Annotated in this window: 10 protein-coding genes; 7 read left to right on the top strand and 3 right to left on the bottom strand. The window is 66.4% G+C overall.

The genetic code is table 11. The features are described 5' to 3' along the window. The first annotated feature begins 72 nt into the window (after positions 1-72). From LK10_RS09855 to LK10_RS09840, 4 genes are all read left to right on the top strand, one after another. Positions 73-1,062 (top strand): proteasome assembly chaperone family protein, encoded by a 990-nt coding sequence (locus tag LK10_RS09855; protein ID WP_052207177.1) that lies wholly within the window; start codon positions 73-75, stop codon positions 1,060-1,062. A gap of 10 nt (positions 1,063-1,072) precedes the next feature. After that, on the top strand, positions 1,073-2,410 hold the full coding sequence (locus LK10_RS09850; protein ID WP_043123006.1) for an MFS transporter: 1,338 nt from the start codon (positions 1,073-1,075) through the stop codon (positions 2,408-2,410). Between the two features lie 119 nt (positions 2,411-2,529). After that, positions 2,530-3,795 carry a DUF4192 domain-containing protein gene (locus tag LK10_RS09845; RefSeq protein WP_043123003.1) on the top strand — a complete coding sequence of 422 codons (1,266 nt, stop codon included), beginning with the start codon at positions 2,530-2,532 and terminating at the stop codon, positions 3,793-3,795. A 251-nt stretch (positions 3,796-4,046) separates the two neighbouring features. Continuing rightward, complete coding sequence (locus LK10_RS09840) at positions 4,047-5,357, top strand: RNA polymerase sigma factor (protein ID WP_043123238.1); 1,311 nt, start codon at positions 4,047-4,049, stop codon at positions 5,355-5,357. Between the two features lie 149 nt (positions 5,358-5,506). Here LK10_RS09840 and LK10_RS09835 read toward each other — a convergent pair whose 3' ends face one another. After that, positions 5,507-5,728 carry a DUF7455 domain-containing protein gene (locus tag LK10_RS09835; RefSeq protein WP_043123000.1) on the bottom strand — a complete coding sequence of 74 codons (222 nt, stop codon included), beginning with the start codon at positions 5,726-5,728 and terminating at the stop codon, positions 5,507-5,509. Between the two features lie 272 nt (positions 5,729-6,000). On the opposite strand from LK10_RS09835, the gene LK10_RS09830 reads away from it, so the two are divergent. Beyond that, positions 6,001-8,109: a DNA gyrase/topoisomerase IV subunit B gene (locus LK10_RS09830; RefSeq protein ID WP_043122998.1), complete on the top strand. Its 2,109-nt coding sequence runs from the start codon at positions 6,001-6,003 to the stop codon at positions 8,107-8,109. Positions 8,110-8,136: 27 nt separating this feature from the next. Here the strand turns inward: LK10_RS09830 and LK10_RS09825 are convergent, their stop codons facing one another. Together LK10_RS09825 and LK10_RS09820 are read right to left on the bottom strand one after the other, a co-directional pair. Beyond that, positions 8,137-9,114: a M56 family metallopeptidase gene (locus LK10_RS09825; RefSeq protein WP_043122997.1), complete on the bottom strand. Its 978-nt coding sequence runs from the start codon at positions 9,112-9,114 to the stop codon at positions 8,137-8,139. A gap of 30 nt (positions 9,115-9,144) precedes the next feature. Beyond that, on the bottom strand, positions 9,145-9,507 hold the full coding sequence (locus LK10_RS09820; RefSeq protein WP_043122994.1) for a BlaI/MecI/CopY family transcriptional regulator: 363 nt from the start codon (positions 9,505-9,507) through the stop codon (positions 9,145-9,147). Between the two features lie 251 nt (positions 9,508-9,758). On the opposite strand from LK10_RS09820, the gene LK10_RS09815 reads away from it, so the two are divergent. Beyond that, positions 9,759-11,333: a cytochrome ubiquinol oxidase subunit I gene (locus tag LK10_RS09815; protein WP_043122991.1), complete on the top strand. Its 1,575-nt coding sequence runs from the start codon at positions 9,759-9,761 to the stop codon at positions 11,331-11,333. 14 nt (positions 11,334-11,347) lie between these two features. Then, positions 11,348-12,418 carry a cytochrome d ubiquinol oxidase subunit II gene (gene cydB / locus LK10_RS09810; protein WP_043122989.1) on the top strand — a complete coding sequence of 357 codons (1,071 nt, stop codon included), beginning with the start codon at positions 11,348-11,350 and terminating at the stop codon, positions 12,416-12,418. The last annotated feature ends 1 nt before the right edge of the window (position 12,419 follow it).

Raw genomic sequence — 12,419 nt, 5'->3', positions numbered from 1 at the left:
TGACCTGTCGTGGAATGATGAGCGGCCGTATGCCGTTGACGTTCAGAGGACCACGAGAGGAGCCAAAGCCAGATGGACCACGCCCGAGGCGGGCCGCTTCAGGACCCCGCTGGCCTGTATGCCGCAGCCCAGGAGCTCCTGGCAGACCCTGATCTGCAGGGCCTGCCGATGCTCATGGGCTTCACCGGCTTCGCTGATGCGGGCCATGCCGTGGAGCAGATCACCGGAGAGCTCCTTGGGGAGGGAACTGCTCGCACCGTCGCCGAATTCGACGTCGATGCCCTCATCGACTACAGGGCCCGCCGCCCGCGGATCACTTTCGTCGAGGACCACCTTGAGGGCTACACCCCCCATCGGCTGGCGCTCTACGCGCTCGTCGACGGGCTCGGCCAGCCATACCTTCTCCTCGCAGGTCCCGAGCCCGACTTCCAGTGGGAGAGGTTCTCGCGAGCCGTCGTCGAGCTTGTCGAGAAGCTGGACGTTCGCCTCGTCCTGTGGACGCATTCCATCCCGATGCCGGTTCCGCACACTCGTCCGCTCGGCGTCACCGTGCACGGAAATCGGCCTGACCTCGTCGACGGAATCTCCCGTTGGAAACCCGTCGTCAGCGTTCCCGCGGCGATCGGCCATCTCCTCGAACTCCATCTCACCGAGGCCCGCCGCAGCGTCGTAGGGTTCGTCGTGCACACACCGCACTATCTGGCAGAGGCAGAATACCCGGCTGCTGCCGTGACGGCCCTTGAGCATCTCGGCGCCGCGGCCTCGCTCATGCTGCCCACCGACCGGCTCCGCGAGGCCAACCGTGAGGTCGAAAGGCAGATCGCCGAGCAAGTCGCGGGCTCGGACGACGTCAGGGAGCTTGTGGAGGGGCTCGAGGAGCGATTCGACGAACGTTCGGCGGATGCGCCGCGCCGCTCACTCCTGGCTGCGATGAGCGGAGAGCTTCCCGACGCCGAAGTACTCGGCGCCGCCGTCGAGGCTTACCTCGCCTCCCAAGAGGAGACGAAGGACACTGAGGCAAACGACGACGACGCCCGGGGAGGCGGCGCGCCCGCCGACTAGGATCGGAGGAGTGAATAGCTGGCGCGCGTGGATGGTATGGGGGATCGGGGTCTTCGCGTACCTCGTGGCCGTGATGCAGCGGACGTCGTTCGGCGTCGTAGGTCTCGAGGCCTCGGCCCGCTTCCATGTCGGCGGGGCGGTGCTCTCGTCCTTCACCGTGCTCCAGCTCGTAGTCTATGCATCGCTTCAGGTGCCGGTCGGCATGCTCGTCGACAGGTTCGGTTCGCGGATCATGGTGGCCACCGGAGCCGTCTTCATGGGACTCGGCCAACTCCAGATCGCCGTCGCCGACTCCGTTGTGACGGGAATCATCGGCCGGATGCTCGTCGGGATGGGCGACGCCATGACGTTCGTCTCGGTGCTGCGGCTTGTCCCACTCTGGTTCCCCGCAAAGCGGTCGCCCCTGCTCACCCAGCTCACCGGCATGCTCGGAATGCTCGGCCAGCTCGTCAGCGTCATCCCCTTCCTTGCGCTCCTGCATGCGAGCGGGTGGACGACAGGCTTCCTCTCGCTGGCGTCGATGTCGGCCCTCGTCGTCGTCCTTGTTCTCGCCCTGCTGCGCAACGCACCCGAAGGGTCGGCACCCGCCCAGCAGACGCAGCCAGAGGGCACGCGGGCCGTTCTGGCCGCGGCCTGGCGCCAGCCGGGCACCCGTCTCGGACTGTGGAGCCACTTCACGGTCCAGTTCAGCGGAAACGTGTTCGCCTTGGCCTGGGGGTTCCCCTTCCTGGTGGCAGGGGAAGGGTACAGTTCTGGCTCCGCAGCCGGGCTCATGTCCTTCTTCGTCGTCGTAGCGCTCTTCGCAGGACCGCCCGTGGGCCGGTTCGTTTCGAGGCACCCGCTCCGCCGGTCGACGTTCGTCCTGCTCATCACGGCGCTGACCGCGCTCGTGTGGGCCGTCGTCCTCGTGTATCCCGGGCAGGCGCCGTTCTGGCTGCTCGTGGTCCTCGTTGCAGCGCTTGCCGTAGGCGGGCCGTCATCCATGATCGGATTCGATTTCGCCCGCACGTTCAATCCGTCGCATCGTCTCGGCACAGCGACGGGCATCGTCAATTCAGGCGGATTCGTCGCGGCCCTCATCACGATGTTCCTCGTCGGCTGGCTCCTGGACGTCCAACACGCCATGGGGCTTTCCCCGGCTGGCCTCTACTCCCTCAGCGCGTTCCGGGTGGCGCTCGCTGTCCAGCTGCTCGTCATGGCGTTCGGGGCCGTCATGGTCCTTCGCGTGCGACGGAAGGTCCGTCGGCAGCTGGCAGCAAACGGCGTGCACGTTGCTCCCTTGCTTGTGGCTGTCCGCACCGCATGGGCCGACTACCGATCTCGGCGCACAGCAGAGGCCGAAAGCTAGACCTAGCCCACTCACAACTTCTCCTCCCCACCCCAGCTTTCGGTGCTCATTTCCTACCGTTGTCCACATAGCCACGCATCCGCACGTGCCGGCCGCCTGTGGGCATCAAGACTTGCGGCATGGACGAGAGCAACGAGCACTTCCCGACCGCCTCCCAACCCGATCGCTGCGACGTGCTGTCGGTGCGTGAACCCGAGGACCTCCTTGGCTACATTCCCCACGCCTTGGGGGAGTGGCCCCAGGAAAGCCTCGTGGCCATCACCCTCGGAGCCGGCTCCGTCGGCGTCTCAGTCCGCGTGGACCTCCCCGGCGCCCTCGAACCAGACGAGCTTGAATGCTTCGCCGGAACCGTGGCCGAATACCTGATCACCGATCCGCTCGCGGACTCGGCCGTCCTGGCCCTGTATTCGGCAGTGGAATGGCGGGACATCAACGTACCTCCGCACGGTGCGGCTGTGACAGCTGTCCGCGCCGCCCTTGCCGATCTCGGGATTCCGCTTCTCGACGCGTGGCTCGTCGGCGAGCACACCTGGCGCAGCCTCCTGTGCGACCAAACGGAGTGCTGTCCGTGGCCCGGCCAGTCCGTCGAGACGATCAGGGCGAGCCGGGTGAACGCTGAACTCGTGTATCGGGGGAGCGCTTTCGGGGCGGAGCCTGAGGCTGGACCCAGGGCCTCGGCTGAGCGGGCCCAAACGCCGGCGCAAGTTGGTCCCCGCAGAGAGTCCGAGGAGGACTGGTGGGCTCCAGGCCAGTTTGCGGCGGCGCTCGCCGTCTGGGACGAGGCGCTTTCGACGGGACGAATTCCTACAGACGAGCGATTGCGGCTCCTCGCCGCATCGCTGGTCCGGCCAGCTCTTCGGGATGCTGTGATTGTAGGCGCAGCGCTCGGCGGGTCTGCGGCTTGGCATGGAAGCCGGGCCATCGGCGTGCTCGATTCCAGTCCGCGCGGAGCAGCTGTGGGTGCGCCGGCTCTGGCCGGGGGGCTCAGCTCCGAGGAAGTGAGTGCCCGAGTCGGAACCTGGGAGGAGCAGCAGGAGACCGAATCGACAGAGATCGACGCTGCGCTCGAATTCGGGGCGGTCATTCTCGGCCAGACACGTGAGCGTCCGCAGTGGGAGCGGATCGAACGGCTCGAGCGGATCATGCGGCTGCTCGTCGAAAGGGAAGAACCCGAGATTCGGGCGCCCGCGCTTGCGGTCCTCGGGTGGATCTGCTGGGCGCGGGGAAGGGGCTCGAAGGCGGCGGGCTTCCTCCGCAGGTCGCTGTCCGCGATCCCGGGCTACCGCTTCGCGGACCTGCTGGCACGCGTGATCGACAGGGGAGACCTCGCGGGCTGGGCACGGAGTCCGGAGACGGCGTGGCGTCGTATGGGCGAGGCCGCCTAGGTCTTTGGGCGCGTGAATGCCGCCGTGGGGGCGTGGTCATGCGACAATAGACGACAGACCCGGTCGGGTCCGAGCACTGGAAGCCAGAATCTCCCCGTTAATTTCGAACCTGCGGGAACGAATCTGGCAGCCGAGGGGTTGATAGATAAGACCCTTCGGTCCGGAACGCGTTCTGCGCGAAGCACGGACTTGACAGGGTCATAGTGGTGTTGCCCTCATGGCGGCGCCAGGACAGCGGCAGGAAGGTGATCGTGACGCCCCCCACGGAGAAGGAAACAGCTGAGAAGGCCACGGTGGATACCGAGGCGCGCAAGGCTGCATCCACCAGGCGCGCTTCGGCGGGCTCGCGCTCCAAGAGCACGACCGCAACCAAGGCCAAGGCGACTGCGCGGAAGTCTGCCAGCAGCGACGCAGCGGCCACGAAGACGTCCCCAAAGGGAGATGCTCCTGAGGATGCCGTCGGGACCGAGGACCTCGAAACGGAAGCCACGGATCTTGATGCGGTGACTCCCGGTGAGGAGGAGATCGCGGCCGAGACCGACGTCGAGGAAGACGGCGAAGGGAAGGCAGCCCCCGGGACTTCCGCCGCCATGGTCATCTCTGACGCCGACGAAGACGATGCACCCGTCCAGCAGGTGACCTCTGCCGGTGCTACGGCAGACCCCGTCAAGGACTACCTCAAGCAGATCGGCAAGGTTGCTCTGCTGAATGCAGAGCAGGAGGTCGACCTCGCGCTCCGCATCGAGGCCGGACTCTTCGCCAAGCACAAGCTTGAGGAAGAGGGCGCAAGCTACGACGTCCAGTACCGGCATGACCTCGAGCGCATCGTCCACGACGGCGAGCGGGCCAAGAACCATCTGCTCGAGGCGAACCTCCGACTGGTCGTCTCCCTCGCCAAGCGCTACACCGGGCGCGGCATGCTCTTCTTGGATCTCATCCAGGAAGGAAATCTGGGCCTCATCCGCGCGGTCGAGAAGTTCGACTACACAAAGGGCTTCAAGTTCTCCACGTACGCCACGTGGTGGATCCGACAGGCCATTACGCGTGCCATGGCGGACCAAGCTCGAACGATCCGCATTCCCGTTCACATGGTCGAGGTCATCAACAAGCTCGCCCGCGTGCAGCGGCAGATGCTGCAGGACCTCGGGCGCGAGCCAACTCCGGAGGAGCTGGCCAAGGAACTCGACATGACGCCCGAGAAGGTCGTCGAGGTGCAGAAGTACGGGCGCGAGCCTATCTCGCTGCACACGCCGCTCGGCGAAGACGGCGATTCCGAGTTCGGCGACCTCATCGAGGATTCGGAGGCCGTTGTTCCGGCCGACGCAGTGAGCTTCACGCTCCTGCAGGAGCAGCTGCATTCGGTCCTCGACACGCTCTCCGAGCGTGAGGCCGGTGTGGTCGCGATGCGTTTCGGCCTTACCGATGGTCAGCCGAAGACGCTGGACGAGATCGGCAAGGTCTACGGCGTGACGCGCGAGCGTATTCGCCAGATCGAGTCGAAGACCATGTCCAAGCTGCGGCACCCGTCGCGTTCGCAAGTCCTGCGCGACTACCTCGACTAAGCCGACTCCGCTGGGCTCGTTTCGGCGAGCCCAGCACCTGACGAGGCCAGGACAAGCGAGGCCAGCACAAGCGAGGCCAGCACAAGAGGGCCCGGACACCATTCGGTGTCCGGGCCCTCTCCGTCTGCTGTAGCGTCTGCAGTCAGGCTTTAGTCCTCTGGTACGGCTGCCCGCTCGGTCAGCCGGTCCGTTTCGTCGTGCCAGTGCGACGCGAGTGGGCGCAGCCGCCCCTCGACCGCGCGCGCATGGTGGGCGCAGAACAGGAGTTCCCCGCCGGACGTCTCGAGAACCACTCGGACGTAGGCCTGGGCGCCGCAGCGGTCGCAGCGGTCGACGGCGGTCAGGGTGCGATCCGCAAGGGCTGAAGTCATCTTGGCCTCCTTCACAGATACCGGGCGGTTCCACGGTGGTCTTACCCATCTAACACCCCGTCCCTCGCCAGACCTTCCATAAAGGGGACGCTTTTCGCTCGCGGCGTATCAATGTTCAATAACGGGAGCAACGCCCTAAGGCGGGTTTGGCCTCTATTCGACGCCCTTCCGGGTGGCGCGAGAGGGAACTGACGCGGAGGCGACTACCCTGTAACGGTAGTGCGTGCGCCTCCAGCGCGCCTTCCTCTGCACCGCGAAGGAGCCCCTCGAGCGTGACCCCGAGCTCTGAATACACCGCTAGGCATCTGTCTGTCCTCGAAGGGCTAGAGGCGGTGCGCAAGCGCCCTGGCATGTACATCGGTTCGACCGACTCGCGCGGTCTCATGCACTGCCTCTGGGAGATCATCGACAACTCGGTGGATGAGGCGCTTGCGGGATTCGGTCACGACATCAAGGTCATCCTTCACCCGGACGGTTCTGTAGAGGTGCACGACGACGGGCGAGGCATCCCTGTCGACGTCGAACCCAAGACGGGCCTGACTGGCGTCGAGGTCGTGTTCACCAAGCTGCACGCGGGCGGCAAATTCGGGGGCGGTTCCTACACCGCGTCGGGTGGCCTCCATGGTGTTGGGGCTTCGGTCGTGAACGCGTTGTCGGCGCGTCTCGACGTCCACGTTGATCGGGGCGGGAAGACGTACCAGATGTCCTTCCGCCGGGGTGAGCCCGGCCGTTTCGCCGACAATGGCTCGCGGCTGAGCCCGGACGCGCCCTTCGACCCCTTCGTCGACGACTCCGTCCTCGACGTCGTCGGCAAGGCGAAGCGTGGGGTGACGGGAACGCGCATCCGGTACTGGGCGGACCGCCAGATCTTCACCCCGGATGCCAAGTTCTCCTACGACGAGCTCGTTGGGCGGGCGCGCCAGACCTCGTTCCTGGTCCCGGGTCTCCGGATCACCGTCCGGGACGAGCGGCGGCTGCCGGGGACGCCGGGAGAGTCGGGCCCTCACGAGGAGGTGTTCCACCACGACGGCGGCATCTCCGAGTTCGTGGACTTCCTCGCGATTGACGCGCCGGTCACGGAGACCTGGCGCCTCCACGGCTCGGGGACGTTCAAGGAAACCGTGCCCGTGCTCGATGAACGCGGACACAGCCAGATCGCCGAAGTGGAGCGCGATTGCGACGTCGACGTCGCGATGCGCTGGGGAGTGGGCTACGACACGACGGTGCGTACGTTCGTCAACATCATCGCGACCCCCAAGGGCGGCACGCACCAGGCTGGCTTCGAAGCCGCGCTGCTCAAGGTCTTCCGGAAGGCGGTCGAAGCGAATGCCCGCAAGCTGAAGGCCGGCAACGACAAGATCGAGAAGGACGACGTCATGGCCGGGCTCACAGCGGTCCTGACCGTCCGGCTGGCCGAGCCGCAGTTCGAGGGCCAGACGAAGGAGATCCTCGGGACGGCCCCGGTCCGGCAGATCGTCTCCAAGGTGATCGAGAAAGAACTCGGTGCCAAGCTGGCCTCCACAGCCCGTGGGGACCGCAACCAGACCTCGGTCCTGCTCGAGAAGGTCGTCAACGAGATGAAGTCGCGCGTCACCGCGCGCCTGCACAAGGAGACGCAGCGTCGCAAGACCGCACTTGAGTCTTCGACCCTGCCTGCCAAGCTCATCGACTGCCGCACGGACGACGTCACCCGTTCGGAGCTCTTCATCGTCGAGGGCGATTCCGCGCTCGGGACCGCACGGCATGCGCGCTCCTCCGAGTTCCAGGCGCTCCTGCCGATCCGCGGCAAGATCCTCAACGTCCAGAAGGCCTCCGTGGGGGACATGCTTTCCAACGCGGAGTGCGCGGCGCTCATCCAGGTTGTGGGGGCCGGATCAGGACGCAGCTTCGACATCGAGGCGGCCCGCTACGGCCGGGTCATCCTCATGACCGACGCGGACGTCGACGGCGCTCACATCCGGACGCTCCTCCTCACGCTCTTCTTCCGGTACATGCGCCCCATGATCGAGGAAGGCCGCGTCTACGCTGCGGTGCCCCCGCTGCACCGGGTGGAGGTGGTCAACGCCGGGAGCAAGGCGAACGAGATGATCTACACCTACTCCGAAGGCGAGCTGCATGCTCTGCTGAAGCGGCTCGAGGGCGAGGGGCGCCGGTACAAGGAGCCGATCCAGCGCTACAAGGGGCTCGGCGAGATGGACGCGGATCAGCTGGCTGAGACGACCATGGACCCGCGCCACCGGAGCCTGCGGCGGGTCACGATCGAGAGCGCGCAGCGCGCCGAGGAGGTGTTCGAGCTCCTCATGGGCTCCGAAGTCGCGCCACGGAAGGACTTCATCGTCTCCGGGAGCGCGAACCTCGATCGCGAGCGCATCGACGCCTGACGCGGCCGCGGCCACGGCAGCTGGGGATCAGGTGACGAGCCCCGGAGCCAACAGGAGCGCCGTCGGCACGGCGAGCATGAGCCCCGAGACGGCAAGCACCGCCGTCGTCTGTGCGGCGGTGAGCTGAGGCTGCGGAGTCAGGAGCCGGCTGAGGCGTGCGGCCACCGAGGCCTCGCCGTCGTCCGAAGGCCCGGCGGTCCCCGGTGTGCGAGAGCTTCCCAGCGACGCCTCGGCTGGATCCGGTGCGGACCCAGCGCTTCCCACCGCAACGAGGGCGATGGCCCGGACGAGGACCTCGTCTGGGGCGGTCCTGCGGGCGACATCATCCGCAAGCATCTCGACGAGAGAAGAGACCGCTTCGCGGGACAGTCGTGAGGTCGGAAGCCACGGAAGCGCCTGGCGCCAGGCCTCGAAGGCCCAGAGCAGGAGATGGTGCCGCTGCGTGAGGTGGGCCCGTTCGTGTTCGACGACGGCGGCCAGTTCGCCGGACGAGAGCGCCTCGACGAGTCCGTCGGAGAGGACCGTGACGGATCTTGAACCGCCGGGGAGGCAGTAGGCGACCGGCGCCGGATGATTGATGACAAGGGTCCGCTCGATCGCGCCGGAGGGCAGACTGAGCACCTCGAGGAGTTCCCTGTGCCTGCGACGCTGGCTCGTGATGCGGGCGTAAGTGAGCCCAAGGGTGAACACAAGGTGCGTCCCGAGCAGCGCAGCGGCGCAGAGAGCGAAGAGATGCCAGAACTGCAGCTCGTCAGAGGCCTTGTTCTCGAGAACAAGGGATGCAGCGCGCCCGATCGCCTGTAGGAGGTTGTCGCCCAACGGCTGGAGGCCGTACACGAGCATCGCCCCGATCATCGACAACCCGCCGGCGAGCGCAATCGACTGCCACAGCACCATGGCGGCGAACGGCGAACGCGAGGTCCACTGGGCGCGCGAGAGGGCCACTGGCACCGGCCACGCGAGCAGGATTGCCAGCAGTGCGAGGAGATACGAGGCTGCGAGCACGGACGTCCTCGGCGACGAGCGGCTTGTGCGTCAGCCCCGGGTGAGGAGTCTGCGGAGGGTGGCCGCTTCGGCCTCGGTCACGCTCCCGATGAAACGGGCGAGGACTGCCTCGCGGTCGGGTGCCGTGCCGAGTGCCTCGTGCATGAGGCGCGCCGTGTGGTCCTCACGAGTCGAGATGGCCCGGTACCGGTGCGGGCGCGTGCCGCGCTCGCGCTCCACGAGGCCCTTCTTCTCGAGACGCGAGAGAACGGTGAGGACGGTCGTGACGGCGAGGTCCTTGCTCTGCACTTCGCTCTGCGCGAGACGATCTCGGAGCTCGTTGGCCGTTGCGGCGTCCGCTGTCGACCAGAGCTGGTCCATGACCGAGCGCTCGAGCTCCCCCAGGCTTGCCATCGTTGTGTCCTTCCGTGACGGGCGATGCGGGTCTCAGTTGGATGACATCGCAGGTGATGTCCCATGAGTCCCGCTATCCATTCTACGCGAGGTAGAAGAAAAAGTGTTCAAGAGCACGCGCGTCGTGCCCCTCCTCGGCCTAAGTGGAAGCTCCACGAGTTCTTGCGTGCCCTGCGAGTGTTCTACACTTTGTAGAAGTCAGTCTTCTACGAATTGTAGAAGACGGCTTTCCGCCCCCGACAGGAGCGCACATGGACGCCTTGGAAATCGCCCGCTGGCAGTTCGGCATCACCACCGTCTACCACTTCATGATGGTCCCGCTCACGATCGGCCTCGGCCTCGTCGTCGCAGTCATGCAGACCGTCTGGTTCCGCACCCGCAAGCCCGAGTACCTCCGGATGACGAAGTTCTGGGGAAAGCTCTTCCTGATCAACTTCATCATGGGCGTGGCGACGGGCCTCGTGCAGGAGTTCCAGTTCGGCATGGCCTGGAGCGAGTACAGCCGTTTCGTCGGGGACGTGTTCGGCGCCCCCCTTGCCCTGGAGGCGTTGCTCGCCTTCTTCGTCGAGTCGACATTCCTCGGGCTCTGGATCTTCGGCTGGAAGCTCCTCCGCCCGGGTCTCCACCTCGCCGCGCTGTGGTGCGCAGTCGCCGGCTCCGCCATCTCGGCCTACTTCATTATCGTGGCCAACAGCTGGATGCAGCATCCCGTCGGCGTCAAGGTCGTCAATGGCCACCCGGTCATGACGGATGCGTGGGCAGTATTCACGAACAACACCGCTCTCGTGGCCGTGCCGCACACGCTCCTGGGTTCGCTCGGCGTAGCCGGCGCGTTCCTGCTCGGCATCTCCTGGTACCACCTCTGGCAGCGCCGCAAGGACGGGATCGATACGGTGGGTGAAGACGGCCGCGTCATCCCCGGCGAAAACCCGGACCTTCCCGGACGCGATCGCATCGATCACCGAGTCTGGCTGCGAAGCCTGCGCATCGGGGCCGTTGTAGCGATGATCTCCTTCGCGGGAACAGCCGTCACCGGAGACATCCAGGGCAAGCTCATGTTCGTCCAGCAGCCCATGAAGATGGCGGCGGCAGAGGCAGCGTGCCACGACGGCACGAGCTTCTCGGTTCTCTCCGTGGGCGACGTCGGCTCCAAGGACTGCTCGAATGTCGCCGCCGTCATCGAAATCCCGGGCCTGCTCTCGTTCCTCGCCCACGGCGACTTCAACACCGACGTCAAGGGCGTGAACAGCCTGATCCCGCAGTATCAGGCCCAGTACGGGAAGAATCTGCCCAACAACCCGATCTACGGTGATCGCGCTGGCGAGGCGATCCAGTACGTCCCCGTCATGGAAGTCACCTACTGGGGCTTCCGAATGATGATCGGTTTCGGGGGGCTCGCCGCGCTCGCCGCCGCCGTCGCGCTCTACCTCACGCGCAAGGGCACGGTTCCCCAAGCCCGGTGGCTCATGCGGCTCGCCGTCGTCGGCATTCTCGCTCCTTTCGGCGCCAATGCCGCGGGCTGGATCTTCACGGAGATGGGCCGCCAGCCCTTCGTCGTCGCCCCGAATCCATCGATGGCAGGCAGCTTCGACCAGGTCTTCATGTTTACCGCCGCCGCCGTCTCGCCGGGCGTGAGCGCGGGGGAACTCCTGACCTCGCTCATCGTCTTCTGTGTGGTCTACGCAGCGCTCATGGTCGTCGAGGTACGGCTGCTCTGGCGCTACACGCGCGGCGGCGTAGCGTCCGCCATGCCTGAGCTCGCCGAGAAGCACGACGACGACGGCGAGCACAAGCAGTCCGACGACGTCCTGGCCTTCGCCTACTAAGGAGTGAGTGGATCATGAATCTCCCCACGGTCTGGTTCTGTGCGGTCGCCGTCCTCTGGATCGGCTACCTCTTCCTCGAAGGCTTCGACCTAGGCGTCGGCATGCTCATGAAGCTCTTCGCCCGCGACGATGACGAGCGCCGTGTCCTGCTCAACACTGTCGGTCCGGTCTGGGATGGCAACGAGGTGTGGCTCATCACCGCGGGAGGCGCCACGTTCGCGGCGTTCCCTCGGTGGTACGCATCCTTGTTCTCGGGCCTGTACCTTCCCCTCACGCTCGCGCTCGTCGCGCTGATCTTCCGCGCCGTCGCCTTCGAGTACCGGGGCAAGATCGCCTCGGCGCGCTGGACGGCCGCGTGGGACTGGGCGATCGTCTTGGGTTCCTTCTTCGCCGCGTTCTGCGTCGGCGCCATGCTTGCCCTCACGACGACGGGCCTGCCGCTCGACGCCAACGGCGACCGCGTCGGGGGAGCGTTCGCGTGGTTCAGCGGCTACGCAGCGTTGGGAGGCGCCGCCGTCGTCGGCTTTGCGCTCGTGCATGCGCTCGCGTTCCTCGCCCTCAAGACCGACGGCGAGATCCGGCTCCGCGCTCACCTCGCCTTCCGTCGCTGGATGCCTCTCGGTGTCCTCCCGCTCGTCGCGTGGGTGATCGCGATCCAGCTCCGGAGCGGCGCGTGGTGGAGCTGGACCCTCACAGCTGTGGCGGCCATGGCTGCCGTGGCCTCGTGGATGCTTGCGCGCCGCGGCTCCGAGGGGCGCGCGTTCCTCCTCATGGCGCTGTTCCTGGCCGCCGGTGCGGCGGCGATCTTCAGCGCCGTCTACCCGGTGGTGCTTCCCTCCACCTTGGATCCGGCCAACAATCTGACCGTCGCAACGGCCTCGTCCTCGCCGTACACCCTGGGCCTCATGTCGATCGTGGCCCTCATCGGTCTTCCGCTCGTGCTGGTCTACCAGAGCTGGACGTACTGGGTGTTCCGCAAGCGCATCACCTTGGGGAGCATCCCGGCAGCCCACAACGTCGTCCCCGCTTTCCTCACGCGCCTCGTGACGGGCCGTGAGGTGCCGGAACCGCCAGTGGGGGCCTGAC

Source organism: Sinomonas humi, assembly GCF_000802235.1.
Lineage (GTDB): Bacteria > Actinomycetota > Actinomycetes > Actinomycetales > Micrococcaceae > Sinomonas > Sinomonas humi.
The sequence above is the reverse complement of the archived record's forward strand: the minus strand, read 5'-3'. Positions and strand labels throughout refer to the sequence as shown.

What these genes read in the sequence shown, in the direction of transcription:
- LK10_RS09835 (WP_043123000.1), bottom strand. Translation starts at nt 5,728, where the DNA reads ATGACTTCAGCCCTTGCGGATCGCACCCTGACCGCCGTCGACCGCTGC.
- cydB (WP_043122989.1), top strand. Translation starts at nt 11,348, where the DNA reads ATGAATCTCCCCACGGTCTGGTTCTGTGCGGTCGCCGTCCTCTGGATC.
- LK10_RS09845 (WP_043123003.1), top strand. Translation starts at nt 2,530, where the DNA reads ATGGACGAGAGCAACGAGCACTTCCCGACCGCCTCCCAACCCGATCGC.
- LK10_RS09815 (WP_043122991.1), top strand. Translation starts at nt 9,759, where the DNA reads ATGGACGCCTTGGAAATCGCCCGCTGGCAGTTCGGCATCACCACCGTC.
- LK10_RS09855 (WP_052207177.1), top strand. Translation starts at nt 73, where the DNA reads ATGGACCACGCCCGAGGCGGGCCGCTTCAGGACCCCGCTGGCCTGTAT.
- LK10_RS09820 (WP_043122994.1), bottom strand. Translation starts at nt 9,507, where the DNA reads ATGGCAAGCCTGGGGGAGCTCGAGCGCTCGGTCATGGACCAGCTCTGG.